Here is a 19392-nt window from a genome sequence, read left to right as displayed (position 1 = left end):
CGATGACGCTCATCACTGACATCCGACTCCGCCGCGTCCTCGACTCCCGCGGGAACGCGACCGTCGAGGCCGACGTCCTCACTGAGAGTGGGGGCTTCGGTCGTGGCAAGGCACCGAGCGGCGCAAGCACGGGTGAGTACGAGGCCATCGAACTCCCCGCCAACGAAGCCATCGCCAAGGCCCGCGAGGAAGCACTCCCGCGACTCATCGGTGAAGTCCACGCCGGGAACCAGCGCGATGTCGATGCGGCGCTCCACGCCGCTGACGGCACTGACGACTTCTCCGGTATCGGCGCAAACAGCGCGGTCGCCATCTCGATGGCGGCCGCAAAGGCCGGTGCTGACGTGCTGGGCGCACCGCTGTACCAGCACCTCGGCGGCACGTTCCGGGGCAACGAGTACCCGACGCCGCTGGGCAACATCATCGGCGGCGGCGAGCACGCCGCGGACGCGACCAACATCCAGGAGTTCCTCGCGGCCCCCGTCGGCGCACCGAGCGTCGAGGAGGCTGTCTTCGCCAACGCCGCGGTCCACCAGGAGGTCCACGACATTCTGGCCGACCGCGACCTGCCAGCGGGCAAAGGCGACGAGGGTGCCTGGGCACCATCTGTCTCGGACGACGAAGCGTTCGAGATCATGGACGAGGCCGTCGAGACTGTGGCCGACGACTTCGGCTTCGCAATTTCGTTCGGACTCGACGTCGCCGGCGCGGAACTCTACGACGACGAGTCCGACGGCTACGTCTACGACGACGGCGTCAAATCCACCGAGGAGCAGATCGAGTACATCGCCGGGAAGGTCGAGGAGTACGACCTCGTCTACGTCGAGGACCCCCTCGACGAGAACGATTACGAGGCCTTCGCGGACCTGACCGCACAGGTCGGGGACCAGACGCTCGTCTGTGGTGACGACCTGTTCGTCACGAACGTCGAGCGCCTGCAGGCCGGCATCAACGCCGACGCCGGGAACTCCATCCTGATCAAGCCGAACCAGATCGGGACGCTCACCGACGCCGTCGACGCCATCGAACTGGCGACGGCAAGCGGCTACGAGTCCGTCGTTTCCCACCGCAGTGGTGAGACGGAAGACACGACAATTGCACACCTCGCTGTCGCCACTGACGCACCGTTCATCAAGACCGGCGCGGTCGGCGGCGAGCGCACAGCCAAGCTGAACGAACTAATCCGTATCGAGGACAACGCAGTATGAGCGGCAACGAAAAAGAAGGTCTCGACGCGTCAGACTCCGACTTCGACCCGTCCGAGGAGGACGACGAAGCGGTCGACGCGGAGACCGAAACGGAAGCCGAACAGCCCGCCGACGACGCCGAAGAGGCGACAGAGGCCGAACCAACTGACGAAGACGCAGACGCCGACGAAGCGGCCGACTCGGCCGCCGGCCCACAGCTGGACGAGGACGTCATGCCCGACGAGCAGTCGGAGGCCGACCTCCTCATCCCCGTCGAGGACTACCTCGGCGCCGGTGTCCACATCGGGACCCAGCAGAAGACCCAGGACATGGAGCGGTTCATCCACCGCGTCCGAACTGACGGGCTCTACGTGCTGGACGTCTCGATGACCGACGAGCGCATCCGTACCGCCGCGGACTTCCTGTCCAACTACGAACCGGAGCAGATTCTGGCCGCATCGTCGCGCCAGTACGGACGGTTCCCGGCCGAGAAGTTCGCCGAAGCGATCGGCGCGCGCGTCCGCACCGGTCGGTTCATCCCCGGCACGCTGACCAACCCCGACTACGACGGCTACATCGAGCCTGACATCGTGGTCGTTACCGACCCCATCGGTGACGCCCAGGCTGTCAAGGAAGCCATCACGGTTGGCATCCCGGTCATCGCGATGTGTGACTCCAACAACACCACGTCGAACGTCGACCTGGTCGTCCCGACGAACAACAAGGGGCGCAAGGCGCTGTCGGTCGTCTACTGGCTGCTGGCCAACGAGACGCTCGACCGCCGCGGTGCCGAGCCGACGTACGGACTCGACGACTTCGAGTCCGACATCTAACGTCGCTGCTGCTTCGTTTCGTTTTCCGGCCCGTCGAGACGCGAGTGGCGACGCCGGTGTCGCCAACACAAGACCTACCACGAGGCCCGGAGAAGCATCGGGAAATGGGAGAGGGAGACACGTTCGTCAACGCCGTCATCGGAGCCGTTGCAACCGCCCTGCTGAGCGGGTTCGTCCCACTCGCGCCGTTACTCGGCGGTGGAATCGCCGGCTACCTCGAAGGGGGCGGACGAGACGACGGGGTCCGTGTCGGGTTCCTGTCCGGCGTCATCGGGCTGGCGATCTCGCTGGTCTTCTTTGCGGTCGTGTTCGTCTTCCTGACCGCGTTCCTGGCGATCGTTCCCGACGCGCTCGGCGTATTCGGCGCGATGGGGCTACTCGTACTCGTCGTCGGAACGATCATGACCGCCGCGTACTTCCTCGGCCTGAGCGCGCTCGGGGGCTGGCTGGGCAACTACGTCAAGCACGACACGACTATCGGCGACTGACCGTTCACAACGCTGTCGGTAACTACATCACTGCGGCTGCCACTACTGCGAACGCATATGCGCGGGTCGGTGACCAACGCCGCTATCGGGGCAGTCGTCACGATTGCGCTGTCGTTCATCCCCTTTTCGTCGATAGCCGGCGGTGCCGTGGCCGCGGCGAACCACGGTGGCGGCTACCGGGCGGGGCTCTGGCTGGGGACGCTGGCCGGCGTCTGTGCGATGGTCCCCTTACTTGCTCTCTTCATCCCGGCGCTGTACATCGCTGGCCTCCTCGGGTTCGGGATTCCGCCCGGCGCGCCGGGGTACGACCTGTTTCTGGCGCTCGTGTTCGCGTTCTTTCTGCTGTACACGGTCGGACTCAGCGCTCTCGGTGGCCTCGGCGGCGTCTGGATATCGGTACACACCAGCTGGGACCTAGACGCCGACCGCTGGCTCTGAGCGTCCCAGAACCGCTCGCCTCCAGCCATTTGGCACACCATTCAAGCGTGTTCGACACTAACAGTAGTCGATGTCAAAGACGCCGCCCGGACCGAAGGGCGAACCGCTGTTCGGCAGTAGTCGCACGTACGCTCGTGACCCGTTCCGGTTCATCTCGGCGCTGGAGCGGGCCTATGGTGATGTCGCCCGCTTCGACATGGGGCCGATGGATACGGTCATGCTGTGTGACCCAACAGCAATCGAGCGAGTACTGGTTTCAGAGGCCGATCGGTTCCGCAAACCCGACTTTCAGGGAGATGCGCTCGGGGACCTGCTGGGTGACGGACTGCTGTTGAGTGAAGGCGAGACGTGGGAGCAGCAGCGAAAGCTCGCCAACCCCGCGTTCTCGATGGCTCGGCTCTCGGGGATGGCCGACCGCATCACCGGCCACGCGGAGGACCGCATCGCCGACTGGTCCCACGGCGACGTCATCGACGCCGAGCAGTCGATGACCCGAGTGACGCTGGACGTGATTCTGGACCTGATGATGGGCGTCGAACTCTCCGAACAGCGGGTCCGCACAATCGAGGAACAACTGTTGCCGCTGGGCCAGCGGTTCGAGCCCGACCCCATTCGGTTCGCCATGCCGCAGTGGATGCCGATGCCTGATGACGCCGAGTTCAACCGCGCCGTGCGGACGCTGGACGAGGTGCTGGACGACATTATCGAGGTCCGCGAGGACTCGGTCGGGACAGCCGAAGACGGCCCGATGGACTTCCTGTCAGTACTCTTGCGGGCACGCGACGACGGGAACCAGTCGCCCGACCAACTCCGCGACGAGATGATGACGATGCTGCTCGCGGGCCACGACACGACGGCGCTGACGCTGACGTACACCTGGTTCCTGCTGTCGGAACACCCCGAGGTCGAACAGCGGGTCCACGAGGAACTGGACGATGTTATCGGCGACGACCGGCCGGGGATGGAACACGTCCGTGAACTGGACTATCTCGAATGGGTAATTCAGGAAGCGATGCGGCTCTACCCGCCGGTGTACACCATTTTCCGGGAGCCGACCGAGGACGTGACGCTGTCGGGCTACGACGTCGAGGCCGGGACGACGCTGATGGTCCCACAGTGGGGCGTCCACCGATCCGAGCGGTTCTACGACGACCCCGAGGCGTTCGACCCGGAGCGCTGGAAGCCCGAGCGAGCGAGCGAGCGCCCCCGGTTCGCCTACTTCCCCTTCGGTGGCGGCCCGCGTCACTGCATCGGGAAGCACCTCGCAATGCTGGAAGCGCAGCTTATCACCGCAACGACGGCCAGCCAGTACCGACTGGAGTTCCAAGGCGAGACGCCGCTGGAGCTGCTACCGTCGCTGACTGCACATCCCCGGCAGGAAATGTCGATGCGCGTGCAGGAGCGGTAGCGCGGATTCCGACGGGACCACTCCGGTGGCGTGCGGTTCGAGTTCTCCGATGTCAGCAGCGTTTCGCAGTATCCCAACTGCTGTCTTGACCGACGACTCCGAAAACGCCTAACGCCCTGGGTGCACACGGGCGGGTATGGTCACGTCGAGCGCTCCCGGGAAAGTGTACCTGTTCGGGGAGCACGCGGTCGTCTACGGCGAGCCGGCGGTGCCCTGCGCCATCGAGCGGCGGGTGCACGTGACGGCAACCGAAATTGACGAGGGGTTACGCATCCACGCGAACGACTTGCAACTGGACGGCTTTACCGTCGAGTACTCCGGCGACGGGGAGAGCCATCCGGACGTGGATGTCGCCGAGTCGCTTGTCGAGGCTGGGATGGGATACGTCAACGAAGCGGTCGCACAGGCCCGTGACGCGGCTGATGCGCCGGAGGCTGGCTTCGAGATCTCCGTCGAGGGCGACATCCCGCTCGGGGCGGGACTCGGCTCGTCGGCCGCGCTCGTCGTCGCGGCGATAGACGCGGCGACCAGAGAACTCGGCGTCGAACTGCCGGCGAGCGAGATCGCCGACCGCGCCTACCAGGTCGAACATGAGGTACAGGACGGGCAGGCCTCGCGGGCGGATACGTTCTGCTCGGCGATGGGCGGGGCGGTCCGCGTGGAGGGCGACGACTGCCGGCGGCTGGACGGCATCGACACCCTCCCCTTCGTCATCGGCTACGACGGCGGGGCCGGCGACACCGGGGCGCTGGTCGCCGGCGTCCGGGACCTCCGTGGGAAGTACGGTTTCGCCGCCGACACCGTCACGGCAATCGGCGACATCGTCCGTGAGGGCGAGGCAGTGCTCGGAACGGGCGACTACGAACGGCTCGGAGAGCTGATGGATTTCAACCACGGCCTGCTTTCGGCGCTGGGCGTCTCCTCGCGGTCGCTGGACTCGATGGTGTGGGCGGCCCGCGACGCCGACGCACACGGCGCGAAACTCACCGGAGCCGGTGGCGGCGGCTGTATCGTCGCACTGGACGAGACAGACGACGCGCTCACGGCGCTGAAGTACACGCCGGGGTGTGAGGATGTCTTCCGGGCCGAACTGGACACCGACGGAGTCCGGCAGGAATGACGGTCGTTCTCAAACTCGGGGGGAGTGTCATCACCGACAAGGACGAACCCGAGACGGTCGACCGGGCCGCTCTGTCGGCCGCAGTGTCTGCCGTCGCCGAGTCGCCGGTCGGTGACGATATCGTCGTCGTCCACGGCGGCGGGAGTTTCGGCCACCACCACGCCGCCGAACACGGCGTCAGCACGACTGCGGGGACGCACGATGTAGACGGCGTCCGGGCCATCCACGGCGCGATGTGCCGACTCAACGCCGCCGTCGTGGACGCACTCGCCGACGCGGGCGTCCCGGCGGTTCCGGTCCATCCGTTCTCGGCGGCCACACGCGACGCTGACGGGGACCTTTCATTGCCGACGCGGCAGGTCGAGACCCTGCTGGACGAGGGGTTCGTTCCGGTGTTGCACGGCGACCTCGTCGCACACGCTGGCGCTGGCGCGACAGTTCTGAGCGGCGACGAACTGGTCGTCGAACTCGCGCCGGCCGTCGACGCCGACCGCGTCGGCGTCTGCTCGACCGTGTCCGGCGTTCTCGACGACGACGGGACAGTCATCGACCGCATCGAGACGTTCGAGGCCGTCGCAGCGGCACTGGGCGAGAGCGAGGCGACGGACGTGTCGGGTGGGATGGCCGGCAAGGTGCGTGCGCTGCTTTCGCTCTCTGCCCCCGCTCTCGTGTTTGGTCCCGATGCGTTGCCCGCCTTTCTCGCCGGTGAGAGTCCGGGGACGACCATCGCTGGTGGTGACGCCGACTGACTTGTCGTCAACAACCTCATCCCAGAGTACGCTGTAGTCGATGTCGGCCCGAGACTTGCTGCTGAAGCGGTATCACTGCTTGACTTCGGCAGACTGGTAGCTTAAATATCACTTCAGCAACTGTCGTAACATATTTGTTCTCTGTTAGCAATTATGCGACTATGTCTGCAGTAGGTCTGACCGACGTCTATCGATACGGAACGAGGTTTCTTGGGACATTGCTTGTCGTCGCCGGCGTCGGTGGCGGCCTCATCGCTGCAGGGTACGTGTTGATACAGAACGGCTCGCTCAGGTCTCTTTCGGGGACCGCGGGCTATCGTGCGGTACTTGGTATCGTCGTCGGTGCGCTCGGTGGCCTCCTGTTGCTCTCCGGAGTGCTCGGCCTGACCCACAAGCTCATCGCCGACGCGACGATGGCGGGCACGCTCGCGGCACAGACAGCACAGCGCGATGTGGGCGATGTGCCAGCCGCAAGTCCCTCGGCGAGCGACCAGACAGCGACTGACACTGCCGAGGGCAGCGCTGCGCCCGCTACCGAATCGGCTTCGAAGTCTGACGGACCCACACCGGAGTCGGCCGAGTCTGAACCGGCGGTTTCACAGGATACCGGTCCGGCTGCTGACCCGACGGCTGTCGAGTCGGCGACTGACGAGTCCGAAATGACGGAACCGGTCGCTGACTCCGAGCCAGACGCTGACCCGTCCAGTGAATCGGGAATCCACGCGTCCGCGGAACAACACACCGACCCGTCTGACACAGCAGCGCCATCTGCTACGTCCGAGACTGCGGCGACCGGGACCGATGACGCTGCGGTGACGGCAGCCGACGAGAATCCGCCGGCAGATGCTGATTCACTGACGGCTGCCGAGCCGGTGGCAGACGATGTGCCAGCGACAGAGACGGACCGTCTTGATGCCGATGCCACTCCGGAACCACCGTCGGCCGACGAGACGATGGCCCCGGCGACAGATGGAGAGACAGCCCCGGCGGCTCAGGATGAAGAGATATCGGAGCCACAGCCAGCTGAAAACGTCTCCGGACCGGAATCTGAGGCGGTGGACGACCCCACTCCGGAGCCATCCCCAACGGAGTTCGCCGACGATTCGGAACCGGTTGCACCCCAGTCCGAACCTAGCGAGCAGTCGGACCGTGATCTGCTCGCTGAGGACGCTACCGAAGAACCGGAGCCGAGTACAGAACCACAGGAATGGACACCGCCGGACCCTGCGGAGTTCGACACGCAGAGCGAGGACCCCGCGGCGGCTGACGACTGGGGAGGGGACGAGCCAGGACCAGCCAACGACCGGGAAACCGAACCTGAAGGCGATACTGAACCCACCGGCGTCAGCTCAGCCGGTGCTGACGAGGCGGATCAGCACGATGCGGTGACTCAGGACACCCGATTACTCGACGAAGCTGGTGGAGCAGACACGTCTGACGGGCCGCGAACGACGGACGACCTGTTCGGCGGCACTGATACCGAACACTCCGGTACCGAAGCTGACGAGAGCATGCAGGGCGAGCCGGAGTCACAGGACGCGGAGACAACTGCTGACGAGGACTCGACGCTCGCGGACGACGGTGTCACTGGCTTTGATGTCTCCGGTGATGACGATCCGCTCTCGGACCCTTTAGACGACGAGTAGCGACGAACCCACACCGTTTTAAGAAGCGCCGTTGTAGTCCGAAGTAACCGAGCGCACGGCCGCCCGTGGACTGCGGTTCGGCGGCCGGCAGACGGCGGATGTAAGTTGCGGGACGGAAGTCCCTCCCACTGCGGTTGCACAGGCTACGGGCGTACCCGACTGGCCTGGAGCGCCGACGCGGACGAAGTCGCCTACATTGCAGATACCGTCGTTGCCGTGCCCCACCGGATGCCCGCGGCCGGCTTTCCACTCGGAGCTACAACCATGGAAGTCGAAATTGCGACAATTGGCGGTTACGAGGCTGTAGGCCGACAGATGACGGCCGTCCGTGCAGGGGACGACGTCGTCATCTTCGACATGGGCCTGAACCTCTCGAAGGTACTGATTCACGACAACGTCGAGACGGAACGGATGCACTCGCTGGACCTCATCGACATGGGTGCCATCCCGGACGACCGGGTCATGTCCGACCTGGAGGGCGACGTGAAGGCCATCGTGCCGACACACGGTCACCTCGACCACATCGGCGCGATATCCAAGCTCGCCCACCGCTACGACGCACCTATCGTCGCGACGCCCTTTACTATCGAACTCGTCAAACAGCAGATCAAGAGCGAGGAGAAGTTCGGCGTCCAGAACGACCTCGTGAAGATGGAGGCCGGCGAGACGATGTCCATCGGCGAGCGCAACGAACTGGAGTTCGTCAACGTGACACACTCCATCATCGACGCTATCAACCCAGTCCTCCACACGCCGGAGGGCGCGGTCGTCTACGGACTTGACAAGCGGATGGACCACACGCCGGTCATCGGCGACCCGATCGACATGAAGCGGTTCCGAGAGATCGGCCGCGAGGGCGAGGGCGTCCTCTGTTACATCGAGGACTGTACGAACGCGGGCAAGAAGGGCCGGACCCCCTCCGAGTCCGTGGCGCGTCGGCACCTCAAAGACGTGATGGACAGCGTCGCTGACTACGACGGCGGCATCGTCGCAACGACGTTCTCCTCGCACATCGCCCGTGTCAAGAGCCTCGTCGAGTTCGCCGACGACATCGGCCGCCAGCCGGTGCTGCTGGGTCGCTCGATGGAGAAGTACTCCGGCACCGCGGAGCGACTGGACTTCGTCGACTTCCCCGAGGACCTCGGGATGTACGGCCACCGGAAATCCGTCGACCGGACGTTCAAGCGGATCATGAACGAGGGCAAGGAGAACTTCCTCCCCATCGTCACCGGCCATCAGGGCGAGCCACGCGCGATGCTCACCCGCATGGGCCGCGGCGAGACGCCCTACGAGCTAGACGACGGCGATAAGGTCCTCTTCTCGGCCCGGGTCATTCCGGAGCCGACCAACGAGGGCCAGCGCTACCAGTCCGAGAAGCTCCTGGGCATGCAGGGCGCACGTATCTACGACGATATCCACGTCTCGGGCCACCTCCGCGAGGAAGGTCACTACGAGATGATCGACGCGCTCCAGCCGAAGAACATCATTCCGGCCCACCAGAGCCTCGAAGGGTTCGCACCGTACGTCGACCTCGCGGAAGACATGGGCTACAAAGCCGGACGGGACCTCCACATCACCCGCAACGGCAACATGATCAAGCTCACCGAGTAAATCGATGTCCGAACGCCATCAGCAGGTCGAAGACGCGATTGTCGCCCGACGAGACCGGGTCAACGACGCCCTCCCCGAGGACCTTCCGGTACAGAAGCCGGACCACCTCTACGAGGCGTCGCGGTACCTGCTGGACGCGGGCGGAAAACGGCTCCGCCCGACGGTCCTGCTGCTGGTCGCGGAGTCGCTGCTCGATGTCGACCCGCTGACGGCAGACTACCGTGACTTCCCGACGCTTGCGGGCGGGCAGGCCGATATGATGTCGGCCGCGCTCGCCATCGAGGTCATCCAGACGTTCACCCTTATCCACGACGACATCATGGACGACGACGCGCTCCGGCGCGGAGTGCCCGCCGTCCACAAGGAGTACGACCTCTCGACGGCGATTCTCGCCGGCGACACGCTGTACTCGAAGGCCTTCGAGTTCCTGCTCGATACGGGCGCGGCCCACGAACGGACCGTCGCCGCGAACAAGCGACTCGCGACGACGTGTACCCGCATCTGTGAGGGCCAGTCACTCGACATCGAGTTCGAGCAACGCGATGTTGTCACGCCGGAGGAGTATCTGGAGATGGTCGAACTCAAGACCGCAGTGCTGTACGGCGCGGCCGCCTCGATTCCGGCCACGCTGCTGGGTGCCGACGAGGAGACCGTTGACGCCCTGTACAACTACGGACTCGACGTGGGTCGCGCGTTCCAGATTCAGGACGACCTGCTCGACCTGACGACCCCCTCGGAGAAACTGGGCAAGCAACGGGGATCGGACCTTGTCGAAGAAAAGCAGACGCTGGTGACGCTGCACGCCCGGCAGCAGGGCGTCGATGTCGGCGACCTGGTCGATACGGACTCTGTCGAAGCCGTCTCGGAGGCCGAAATCGACGCCGCCGTCGAGCGCCTGCGAGAGGTGGGCTCGATCGAGTACGCCCGCCAGACCGGTCAAGACCTCATCGCGAGCGGCAAGCAGAACCTCGAAGTCCTGCCGGACAACGAGGCCCGCTACCTGCTTGAGGGCATCGCGAACTACCTCGTCGAGCGCGACTACTGAGGGCCGTCGTCGGCCCGTTTTCCGCCTTTTCCGACCCTGATAGCCCCTGGTCAGCTACTAAGACGCGTCGCTCCCTAGGACGCCCGTGACTCGATTCGTCCTCTACGGCGGCAAGGGCGGCGTCGGCAAGACGACGGTGGCGGCGGCGACGGGCCACCGGCTGGCGGCGGCGGGCCACGAGACACTGGTCGTCTCTACTGACCCCGCCCACTCGCTGGCCGACGCCGTCGAGACGGCGGTCGGCGGCGACCCGACGGAAATCCGGCCGGGGCTGTGGGGCGTCGAGGTCGACCCACAGACCGGCATCGACCGCTACCAGTCACTGTTCGAGGCGCTGGCGGCGGAGTTTTCCGACGCCGGTATCAGGCTCGACGAAGACGAGGTCGCGGAGCTGTTCACGTCGGGCGTGATGCCCGGGAGCGACGAACTGGCGGCTATCGAGGGTATGGCGACGTACGTCGAGAGCGACCGCTGGGACCGCGTGGTGTTCGACACCGCGCCGACCGGCCACACGCTGCGCCTGCTCGACCTGCCGTCGGTGATGGACCGCGGCGTGGCGACGGCGATGGACCTCCGGGACCAGGTCCGCCGGAAGGTCAACACCGCCCGGACCATGATGTTCGGCCCGATGGCGCGCCGCCGCGACGACGACCCGGACGACTTCACCGCGATGCGCGAGCGGATGGAGCGGGTCGGCACGGCGTTGCGGGACCCCGAGCGGACGGCATTCCGGGTCGTCACCATCCCCGAGACGATGGCCGTCCGCGAGACGGAGCGGCTGGTCGGGAAGCTCCGGGAGTTCGAGGTTCCGGTGACGACGCTGGTGGTGAACAAGGTCATCGAGGACGCCGGCGACTGCCAGCGTTGTCTGGGGAAGCAGGCGGTGCAGGCGGACGCCATCGACCAACTGCGGGCATCGCTGCCGGAGCTGGACCTGTGGACGGTGCCCGACGAATCCGGGGAGGTGACCGGTATTGAGGCGCTGGAGAAGATAGGGACACATCTCGGCGGGTGAACAAAACGACATGCAGAGACGAGCATCCGGCGGCTTCGCCGCCGGTTCCCCGGAAGCGCCGCGACGCGGCGCTTCCGCCTTTTTCGCCCACGTTTTTGCAAGCGGGGGTGTCCGCAGGCCGCTCCGCGGTCGAGGACACCCCTCGCAGCAAAAAGGTGGTCCGACGGCGTTTTGACCCTCCCAGTCGCAGAACCCAGTAATGGACGACGAGCTGCGAGACCGCGTCAAGGAGGCGGCGGAGACGAACGCCCTCCTCAACGCGGTCAAACACGACAGCGAGGCACAGGTCGGCGCAATAATGGGGCCACTCATGGGCGACAACCCCGAGTTCCGCGAGTACGGCGACGAGATTCCGGGCGTCATCGCACCGGTCGTCGAGCGGGTCAACGGGATGGACGCGGAGGAGCGCCGTGAGCGGCTGGCGGAGCTAGCGCCAGATAAGCTCGAAGAACTGGAGAGCGAGGACGAGGGCGAAGACCACCCGCTGCCGGACCTGCCCGACGCCGACGACTACGACACCGTCCGGATGCGGGTCGCGCCTAATCCCAACGGCCCGTGGCACATCGGCCACGCACGGATGGCGGCCGTCGTCGGCACGTACAAGGAGCGCTACGACGGGGAGTTCATCTGCCGCTTCGACGACACCGACCCCGAAACCAAGCGGCCAGACCTGGAGGCCTACGACGCAATTCTGGATGCTATCGACTATCTGGGCTTCGAGCCAGACGACGTGGTGAGAGCCAGCGACCGCGTCGAGACGTACTACGAGTACGCTCGCGACCTCATCGACAAGGGCGGGGCCTACACCTGCTCGTGTCCGCAGGGCGAGTTCTCCGACATGAAAAACAGCGGCGAGGCCTGTCCGCACCGCGAGAAGGACGCCGAGACCACCCGAGAGGAGTTCGAGGCGATGGTCGACGGCGAGTACGACAGCGGCGAGATGGTGCTGCGAGTCCGGACCGACATCACGCACAAGAACCCCGCACTGCGGGACTTCGTCGCCTTCCGGATGATCGACACGCCTCATCCGCGCGAGACGGCGGCCGACTATCGCTGCTGGCCGATGCTGGACTTCCAGAGCGGGCTGGATGACCACCTGCTGGGCGTGACCCATATCATCCGCGGCATCGACCTGCAGGACTCCGCGAAGCGCCAGCAGTTCGTCTACGACTACTTCGACTGGGAGTACCCCGAGGTCATCCACTGGGGCCACGTCCAGGTCGATGAGTACGACGTGCCACTCTCCACCTCAAGCATCGCCGAACTCATCGCAGACGGCGACCTCGCGGGCTGGGACGACCCGCGCGCGCCGACCGTTGCCAGCCTCGAACGGCGCGGTATCCGCGGGGAGGCCGTCGTCGACGCGATGGTCCAACTGGGCACGTCGACCTCGAACGTCGACCTCGCGATGTCCTCGATCTACTCGAACAACCGTGACCTGATCGACGACGACTCGGACCGGGCGTTCTTCGTCCGGGACAGCGACGACCACGGTGGGATTGTCGAACGTCAGATCGTCGGCGGCCCCGACGCCGGCGAACCGCCGCTGCATCCGGACTACGAGGACCGCGGCCGTCGTGAGATTCCGGTGGCCAGCGGCGTCGCCGTTGAGGGCGACGACCTGCCGGACCACGGCGACCGAATCTGGCTCAAGGGGTACGGCTGCGTGCGCCACACCCGCGACACCTTCGAGTACACCGGCGACGACATCGACGCCGTCCGCGAGGAGGGCGTCGACGTGATTCACTGGGCACCGGCCGACGGCCCACGACTCCGCCTGCGGACCATGGACGGTGACGTGTCCGGCGTGGCTGAACCCGGACTACTCGGCTACGACGCCGATGACGTGGTCCAGTTCGAGCGCATCGGCTTCGCCCGTCTCGACGATATTGCCGAGGACCCCGAGACGGAATCCGTCGCGTACTTCGCCCATCCCTGACACAGTCGCGCCGTCGGCTCGTTTCGCCGCGAACTACACAACGGTATCCTCGAAGTGCGCCTGCTCGTCGAGACGGGCGCGACGGCCCGAGGCAAGCAGATCGAGATCGAAGGCTAACCGTCGGGCCACAGGCGTACCGCTCGATAATCGAGCTTTTTCGCTTCGTTCAGAGCGAATAGCGTCGGGCTTAAGCCGGAGACGGCCCGACTGCAACCCGTGACAGACCCCGCTCCCGAGTCGGTGACCGTCCAGCGCGACATCCCGTTCCACGAGGTGGACGGCGAGACGCTGACGCTCGACCTGTACGACTCGCCGGCGACCAGCGGCCCGGAGCCGGTCGCCGTGCTGGTCCGCGGCGGCGCGTTCACGTTCGGCGACAAGGGCGAGTTCGCCCGGCACGCGCTCGACCTCGCGGCGGACGGCTTCCTCGTCGCCGAGCCCCAGTACCGCCTCACACCGGAGTGGACCTTCCCGGCGGCGCTGGTCGACGTGAAAGCCGCAATCGAGTGGGCCCGGTCCGAGGGCGAGGGCTACGGCGCCGCCGACCGAATCGTCGGCGTCGGCCACTCGGCGGGCGCGAACCTCGTCGTCCTGGCCGCGCTGACGGCTGACGAACCCGGGTTCGAACCCGAGCTGTACCCCGGCGCGTCTTCCCGCCTGTCGGCCGCCGTCGGCTACGCCGGCGTCTATGACTTCCGGTCGCTCGACGCCGTGACGGCGGAGGGGGAACAGTTCCACCGGCAGTACCTCGGCGGCGGGCCCGACGACGAACCCGCGGCCTACGACCTCGCTTCGCCGGTCGCACAGGTCGACACCGACGCGCCCCCGACGCTGTTACTCCACGGCAGCGAGGACGAGACCGTCCCGCCGTCCCAGTCCGAACTGCTCGCCGACGCCCTCGGGCCCATGACCGACGTGGCTCACGAACTGGTGCCGGCGGACCACGGGTTCCCGTTCCACGGCGCTCACTACGACGACGTGTACGAGCGGACCGTCGAGTTCCTCCGGCAGGCTGTCGCCGGACCGGATACTGCTGACGCGCCTGACCCGGCCGAGGAAACCGGCGTCCCCGGCGGCGACCTGCCGGACCCGACCGACCGCATCGACGGCTCCGGACCGGGAGGCAACAGGGGTCCGGACCGCCGCGACGGCCCGGGGTTCTGACGCCGAGGTCGAAAAGTTAAGTAGCTCCCAAAGATGAGATAAGATACCAATGGCCATAGACCCGGAGTTCGAAGAGAACCGCGACGTTGTCGAACAGCACGACGGACACGACGTCTGGGGGCCGGTCGAGGAACCCGAGGAACTGGGCATCCACGGGACACACGTCGCAGTCGATTTCGACATCTGTATCGCCGACGGCGCGTGCCTGGAGGACTGCCCGGTCGACGTGTTCGAGTGGGTCGACACGCCGGACCATCCGGAGAGCGAAATCAAGGCCGACCCCGCCCACGAGGACCAGTGTATCGACTGCATGCTCTGTGTCGACGTGTGTCCGGTCGACGCCATCGACGTGGACCCGGGTCGCGCCGGTCGTATCTGAGGCCGCCCGATCCGCCTGTTTCTGCGGGAGTACAGCGTTCTGTGTCGCGCGCACGCCCCTCGACGTAGCCGTCCGGCCGCTGGCGGACACCGCGTGCCCAGTTCCCGGGACCGTCGGGACAGACCTTCCAACGTGTCATTCGGAATTGTAAACATACATTTATTATAGAATCCTGTGTGAGATACACTCACGAGGGTCGTGATACCATGCACACAGTCGTGATGACGAAAGGCGTCCCGGACTTCCGGGAGGGACAGGTATCGTTCGACGAGGAGGGACACCTCGAACGGGGAAAGACACCGACGGTGATGAACCCCAACGACAAGCACGCGCTACGGGCCGCGTTCCAGACGAAGGTCCGCAACGGCGGGCACGTCTCGCTGCTGAGCATGGGCCCGCCGGGCTACGAGGAGGTCTTACAGGAGGGAATGGCGGACGTGTACGCCGACGACCTGTATCTCCTCTCGGACCGGGAGATGGGCGCGGCCGACACCTGGGCCACCGCGATGACCGTCGCCACCGGCCTGCAGAAACTGGACGAGGAACCCGACCTCGTGTTCGCGGGCTTCAAGACGGCCGACGGCGAGACCGGCCACACCGGGCCACAGACCTGCTGGTGTCTCGACTGGCCGATAATCACGCACGTCCTCTCGCTGGACATCGACGAGGACGAACGGACCGTCCGGGCCAAGCGCCTGGTCGACGGCGACGTCTCCGAAATCGAGACGGTCGAAGCGCCGATGCCGTGTTTCATTGTCGCCGACCCGGAGTTCGAACCCACCTACCGGAAGGCGAGCCACCGGCTGAAACACAAGGACCTCCGCGCGGAGACGAAAGCACGGGCCGAGGACTACGAGGACCACCTGACGGTCTGGGACCACACCGACCTCAACCTCGACCCGGACTACATCGGGCTGGACGGGTCGCCGACCATCGTCGCGGGCGTCGACCCGATTCCGAAGGCCCCCTCCGAGCGGGAGGCGACGGTCGTCGACGCCGGCGCGGACGAGGCGATGGAACAGGTCGTGGACGAACTCGCGCCGTACGCGGCGGGTGACTGACGATGGTCGATATCGACCCCACCGAGTACGAAATCGCGGAGCTCGGACCGAAAATCAAGGACGTCGACGACGCCGGCGAACTGCGGGCGATGCTGGAACTGGAGGAAGGCGGCGAGGACCGCGTCCCCGTCAAGACGCTCATCGAGGACCGCATCGAGAAGGTCGAGGACGAGGGCGACGGGGAGATTGACCCGGAGACCGTCGACCTCGCCACGCTGACCGTCGCCGACGTGGCGAACATGGTTCGGGACGTCGACGACGCGGACGTGCTCCGGGACCTCCTGGAGCGCGAGCAGGCGGGCGAGGACCGAAAGACGGCGAAGTCCCAGATAGAGAGCCGCATCGAGTCAGTCGAGGGGACCGAGGAGGCGGCGGGCGAGGTCGAGTACGTCCCGCCGGAGGAGAAGTACCCCGACCTCGACCACCCGACCAACGACAAGCAGTGGGTCGAGGGGACCGTCGGCGCGGAGTACCGCGACATGTGGGTCTACTGCGAGACCCAGGCCGGCGACCTCGTGGACGTGTCGCGGGAGATGCTCGGAAAGGCCCGCGAACTGATGGACACCTACAACGCCGAGTACGACGAGGACGAGCGCGTCGTCGCCGTCCTCGTCGGAGCCGACGCCAGCGACCACGTCGAGGACGTCATCGCCTACGGGGCCGACCTCGTTCTCTACCACGAGGACGACCGCTTAGAGCGGTTCCGCCACCAGCCCTACACCGAAATCTTCTGTGACATGGCCCGCGCGGGCGGCGACCTGGCCGCCGAGGGACGGGAGGACGTGGACTGGAAGGACTACCACGAACCGCGCTACACGGTCTTCCCGGCCACGAACAACGGCCGCGACCTCTCGGCGCTCGTCCAGGGCGAACTCGACTCCGGATTAGCGTCGGACTGCTCGGGGCTGTACATCGAGAACGCGATGATATCCAACCCCGCGAAGGTCGGCACGGCCGGCGACAAGAAGGAGTTCGAGCGGGTCCTGCACATGAAGCGCCCGGACTTCTCCGGGTTCGAGTACTCGACTATCCTCTGTATCGACAAACCCAACCGCGACTTCCATCCGCAGGGGGCCTCGGTCATCCCGGGGAGCTTCGAGATTCCGGACCCCGACTACGAGCGCGAGGCCGAGGTCGTCGACTACGAGATGGAGTTAGACGAGGACTGGTTCAAGGTCGAGGTCGAGGAGTTCGACCGCCTCTCGGGCGGCGTCGATCTCACCGGGAACGACGTCGTCGTCGCCGTCGGCCGTGGCATCGGCGACGACCCGACGCGGGGCATCGAACTGGCGCTGGACCTCGTGGACGCCTTCGACGAGGCCGACCTCGGCCTCTCGCGGGGCGTCATCACCTCCTCGTACTCCTTCGACGGCCACGTCGAGCAGTACGTCACCGAGGAGCGCCAGATAGGCGAGTCCGGACAGGAGGTCGAACCGGACGTGTACATTGCAGCGGGCATCTCCGGCGCGATACAGCACAAGGTCGGCTGCGACGAGTCAGACACCATCATCGCAATCAACACCGACCCGGACGCCGACATCCGCGACTTCTCGGACTACCTCATCGAGGGCGACCTGTTCGAGGTGTTGCCGCGGCTGACCGAGGCGGTCGAAGCGGGTGAACTCGGCGCGGTGATGGAGGCAAGCGATGACTGACCCAGCCGAGAAGTACGAGGCGGTCGTCGTCGGCTGTGGCCCCGGCGGGGCCGCGGCGGCGGCGACCCTCGCGCGAAACGGCGTCGAGACGCTCGTGCTCGAACGCGGCGTCGACGCCGGGTCGAAGAACGTCTCCGGCGGCCTCATCTACGCCGAGGAGTCGGCCCCCTACACCATCGACGGGCTCTTCCCCGACTTCCGGGAGGCGGCGACCGAGCGGCCGGTCACCGAGAACTACATCCACAACGTCGCCGGCGAGAAGGTCAAGACCTTCGACATCGGCGACCTCCACCACCACGACACGGCGTGGGCTGACTCGGTGCTCCGTCGGAAGATGGACTCCTGGCTCGCCCAGCAGGTCCACGAGCGCACCCGCGAGACCGGCGGCGGCCTGCTGACCGAGGTCCACGTCACCGGCCTGCTGCGCGAGCGCGGCGAGATCGTCGGCGTGACGACGGAGGAACTCGACCCCATCAAGGCCGACATCGTCGTGGCCGCCGACGGCGTCAACTCCGAACTGGCACGGGACGCGGGCCTGATGGACTGGGAGGAACCCGAGGAGTGGTTCCAGGGCGTCAAGGCCGTCGTGGAAATGGAGCCCAAGGTCATCAACGAGCGCTTCGACGTGGACCCCGACGACGGCGCGGCCCACCTGTTCTCGGGCGACCTCTTCGACGGCGTCCGGGGCGGCGGCTTCCTCTACACCAACGAGTCGTCGCTCTCAATCGGGACCGTCTTCCACCTCGACTCCATCGCGGAGGAGGAGGCCGAACCCCACGAACTGCTTGACGGCCTGCTTACCCACCCGCTCATGGCACAGTGGCTCGGCGACGAGTACGACGAGCGCGAGTACAGCGCCAAACTGGTGCCGGACTCGAAGAAGGCGGCCCACCCCTCGCCCCACGAGGACCGCCTCGTGCTGGTCGGCGACGCCGCCGGGCAGATGCAGGCCCAGGGGCCCATCATCAAGGGGATGAACCACGCCGTCACCGCGGGGGCGCTGGCCGCCGAGGCCTTCGCCGACGCCCGCTCGCGCAACGAACCCCACCGCGCCGGCGAACTGTACGAGAAGAAACTGCACGACGAGGGCGTGATGGACAAGCTCCGCCCGACCCGCTACGAGGTGTTCGGACGGCTCGGCGAACTCGGGCCGGTCGACGACGTCTCGAACAGCGTCGCCGAGTCCGGCCTCGGTCGATTCGGCGTTCGGGCCGCGTCGGGCCTGCTCGAACGGGCCTACTCCTCGCCGACGCTGGTGTCGATGATACCGGACACCAAGCTCCCCTACGTGACCCTGCCGACGGTCATCGCCGAGGAACTCGGCGAGCGTGTCGGGGACGAGAACACCGTCTCGCCGCCGGACCTCGCCGACCGCATCGGTGACCTGACCTACGACGTGGGCGACCCCCACATCGAACTGCTCGACAAGTCCTTCGAGGCGTCGGGGACCGCGGTCACAGCCTGCCCGGTCAGCGCGAAGGACTTCGGCGGCGGCTGTTACCGCGACGAGCGGGTCCAGACGAACGGCCACGAGGAGCACCTCGTGAGCCTGGACACCCAGCCCTGCGTGGAGTGTGGGACCTGTGCGGTCGTCGCCGACACCGAGTGGGAACACCCCGCCGGCGGCAAGGGGGTCGAGTTCGAGCAGGGGTGA

Annotated in this window: 17 protein-coding genes; all 17 read left to right on the top strand. The window is 66.3% G+C overall.

All coding sequences use genetic code 11. The features are described 5' to 3' along the window. Positions 1-2: 2 nt before the first annotated feature. Complete coding sequence (gene eno / locus AMS69_RS00160) at positions 3-1208, top strand: phosphopyruvate hydratase (RefSeq protein ID WP_053966096.1); 1206 nt, start codon at positions 3-5, stop codon at positions 1206-1208. After that, positions 1205-2020, top strand: coding sequence for a 30S ribosomal protein S2 (gene rpsB, locus AMS69_RS00155; RefSeq protein WP_053966095.1), 816 nt, complete (start codon positions 1205-1207; stop codon positions 2018-2020). The genes eno and rpsB overlap by 4 nt, the downstream gene beginning before the upstream one ends. A 104-nt stretch (positions 2021-2124) precedes the next feature. Further along, positions 2125-2508 carry a DUF5518 domain-containing protein gene (locus AMS69_RS00150; protein WP_053966094.1) on the top strand — a complete coding sequence of 128 codons (384 nt, stop codon included), beginning with the start codon at positions 2125-2127 and terminating at the stop codon, positions 2506-2508. A gap of 57 nt (positions 2509-2565) precedes the next feature. Continuing rightward, positions 2566-2946: a DUF5518 domain-containing protein gene (locus tag AMS69_RS00145; RefSeq protein ID WP_053966093.1), complete on the top strand. Its 381-nt coding sequence runs from the start codon at positions 2566-2568 to the stop codon at positions 2944-2946. Between the two features lie 70 nt (positions 2947-3016). Continuing rightward, a complete protein-coding gene (locus tag AMS69_RS00140) occupies positions 3017-4354 on the top strand; it encodes a cytochrome P450 (protein WP_053966092.1) in 1338 nt (445 codons plus the stop codon). Positions 4355-4490: 136 nt separating this feature from the next. Further along, positions 4491-5474 carry a mevalonate kinase gene (gene mvk, locus AMS69_RS00135; RefSeq protein WP_053966091.1) on the top strand — a complete coding sequence of 328 codons (984 nt, stop codon included), beginning with the start codon at positions 4491-4493 and terminating at the stop codon, positions 5472-5474. Further along, a complete protein-coding gene (locus tag AMS69_RS00130; RefSeq protein ID WP_053966090.1) occupies positions 5471-6223 on the top strand; it encodes an isopentenyl phosphate kinase in 753 nt (250 codons plus the stop codon). The genes mvk and AMS69_RS00130 overlap by 4 nt, the downstream gene beginning before the upstream one ends. 161 nt (positions 6224-6384) lie before the next feature. Continuing rightward, entirely contained in the window at positions 6385-7869 is a 1485-nt protein-coding gene (locus AMS69_RS00125) for a hypothetical protein (RefSeq protein ID WP_053966089.1), read from the top strand. Between the two features lie 264 nt (positions 7870-8133). Beyond that, positions 8134-9480, top strand: coding sequence for a ribonuclease J (locus AMS69_RS00120; RefSeq protein WP_053966088.1), 1347 nt, complete (start codon positions 8134-8136; stop codon positions 9478-9480). A gap of 4 nt (positions 9481-9484) precedes the next feature. Then, a complete protein-coding gene (gene idsA3, locus AMS69_RS00115; protein ID WP_053966087.1) occupies positions 9485-10525 on the top strand; it encodes a geranylfarnesyl diphosphate synthase in 1041 nt (346 codons plus the stop codon). An 85-nt stretch (positions 10526-10610) separates the two neighbouring features. Beyond that, positions 10611-11540: an ArsA family ATPase gene (locus AMS69_RS00110; protein WP_053966086.1), complete on the top strand. Its 930-nt coding sequence runs from the start codon at positions 10611-10613 to the stop codon at positions 11538-11540. A 199-nt stretch (positions 11541-11739) separates the two neighbouring features. Further along, positions 11740-13479 (top strand): glutamate--tRNA ligase, encoded by a 1740-nt coding sequence (locus AMS69_RS00105; protein ID WP_053966085.1) that lies wholly within the window; start codon positions 11740-11742, stop codon positions 13477-13479. Between the two features lie 216 nt (positions 13480-13695). After that, positions 13696-14643: an alpha/beta hydrolase gene (locus AMS69_RS00100; protein WP_053966084.1), complete on the top strand. Its 948-nt coding sequence runs from the start codon at positions 13696-13698 to the stop codon at positions 14641-14643. Between the two features lie 49 nt (positions 14644-14692). Continuing rightward, positions 14693-15022 (top strand): 4Fe-4S dicluster domain-containing protein, encoded by a 330-nt coding sequence (locus AMS69_RS00095; protein ID WP_053966083.1) that lies wholly within the window; start codon positions 14693-14695, stop codon positions 15020-15022. Positions 15023-15228: 206 nt separating this feature from the next. Further along, positions 15229-16083: an electron transfer flavoprotein subunit beta/FixA family protein gene (locus tag AMS69_RS00090; protein ID WP_053966082.1), complete on the top strand. Its 855-nt coding sequence runs from the start codon at positions 15229-15231 to the stop codon at positions 16081-16083. A gap of 2 nt (positions 16084-16085) precedes the next feature. Beyond that, positions 16086-17738 (top strand): electron transfer flavoprotein subunit alpha/FixB family protein, encoded by a 1653-nt coding sequence (locus AMS69_RS00085; protein WP_053966081.1) that lies wholly within the window; start codon positions 16086-16088, stop codon positions 17736-17738. Next, positions 17731-19392 carry an FAD-dependent monooxygenase gene (locus tag AMS69_RS00080; protein WP_053966080.1) on the top strand — a complete coding sequence of 554 codons (1662 nt, stop codon included), beginning with the start codon at positions 17731-17733 and terminating at the stop codon, positions 19390-19392. The genes AMS69_RS00085 and AMS69_RS00080 overlap by 8 nt, the downstream gene beginning before the upstream one ends.

This window comes from Haloarcula rubripromontorii (assembly GCF_001280425.1).
Taxonomy (GTDB): Archaea; Halobacteriota; Halobacteria; order Halobacteriales; family Haloarculaceae; genus Haloarcula; species Haloarcula rubripromontorii.
The sequence above is the reverse complement of the archived record's forward strand: the minus strand, read 5'-3'. Positions and strand labels throughout refer to the sequence as shown.

Bases quoted from the DNA above. Each gene is read 5' to 3' on its own strand.
- eno (WP_053966096.1), top strand. From the start codon at position 3: ATGACGCTCATCACTGACATCCGACTCCGCCGCGTCCTCGACTCCCGC.
- rpsB (WP_053966095.1), top strand. From the start codon at position 1,205: ATGAGCGGCAACGAAAAAGAAGGTCTCGACGCGTCAGACTCCGACTTC.
- AMS69_RS00150 (WP_053966094.1), top strand. From the start codon at position 2,125: ATGGGAGAGGGAGACACGTTCGTCAACGCCGTCATCGGAGCCGTTGCA.
- AMS69_RS00145 (WP_053966093.1), top strand. From the start codon at position 2,566: ATGCGCGGGTCGGTGACCAACGCCGCTATCGGGGCAGTCGTCACGATT.
- AMS69_RS00140 (WP_053966092.1), top strand. From the start codon at position 3,017: ATGTCAAAGACGCCGCCCGGACCGAAGGGCGAACCGCTGTTCGGCAGT.
- mvk (WP_053966091.1), top strand. From the start codon at position 4,491: ATGGTCACGTCGAGCGCTCCCGGGAAAGTGTACCTGTTCGGGGAGCAC.
- AMS69_RS00130 (WP_053966090.1), top strand. From the start codon at position 5,471: ATGACGGTCGTTCTCAAACTCGGGGGGAGTGTCATCACCGACAAGGAC.
- AMS69_RS00125 (WP_053966089.1), top strand. From the start codon at position 6,385: ATGTCTGCAGTAGGTCTGACCGACGTCTATCGATACGGAACGAGGTTT.
- AMS69_RS00120 (WP_053966088.1), top strand. From the start codon at position 8,134: ATGGAAGTCGAAATTGCGACAATTGGCGGTTACGAGGCTGTAGGCCGA.
- idsA3 (WP_053966087.1), top strand. From the start codon at position 9,485: ATGTCCGAACGCCATCAGCAGGTCGAAGACGCGATTGTCGCCCGACGA.
- AMS69_RS00105 (WP_053966085.1), top strand. From the start codon at position 11,740: ATGGACGACGAGCTGCGAGACCGCGTCAAGGAGGCGGCGGAGACGAAC.
- AMS69_RS00095 (WP_053966083.1), top strand. From the start codon at position 14,693: ATGGCCATAGACCCGGAGTTCGAAGAGAACCGCGACGTTGTCGAACAG.
- AMS69_RS00090 (WP_053966082.1), top strand. From the start codon at position 15,229: ATGCACACAGTCGTGATGACGAAAGGCGTCCCGGACTTCCGGGAGGGA.
- AMS69_RS00085 (WP_053966081.1), top strand. From the start codon at position 16,086: ATGGTCGATATCGACCCCACCGAGTACGAAATCGCGGAGCTCGGACCG.
- AMS69_RS00080 (WP_053966080.1), top strand. From the start codon at position 17,731: ATGACTGACCCAGCCGAGAAGTACGAGGCGGTCGTCGTCGGCTGTGGC.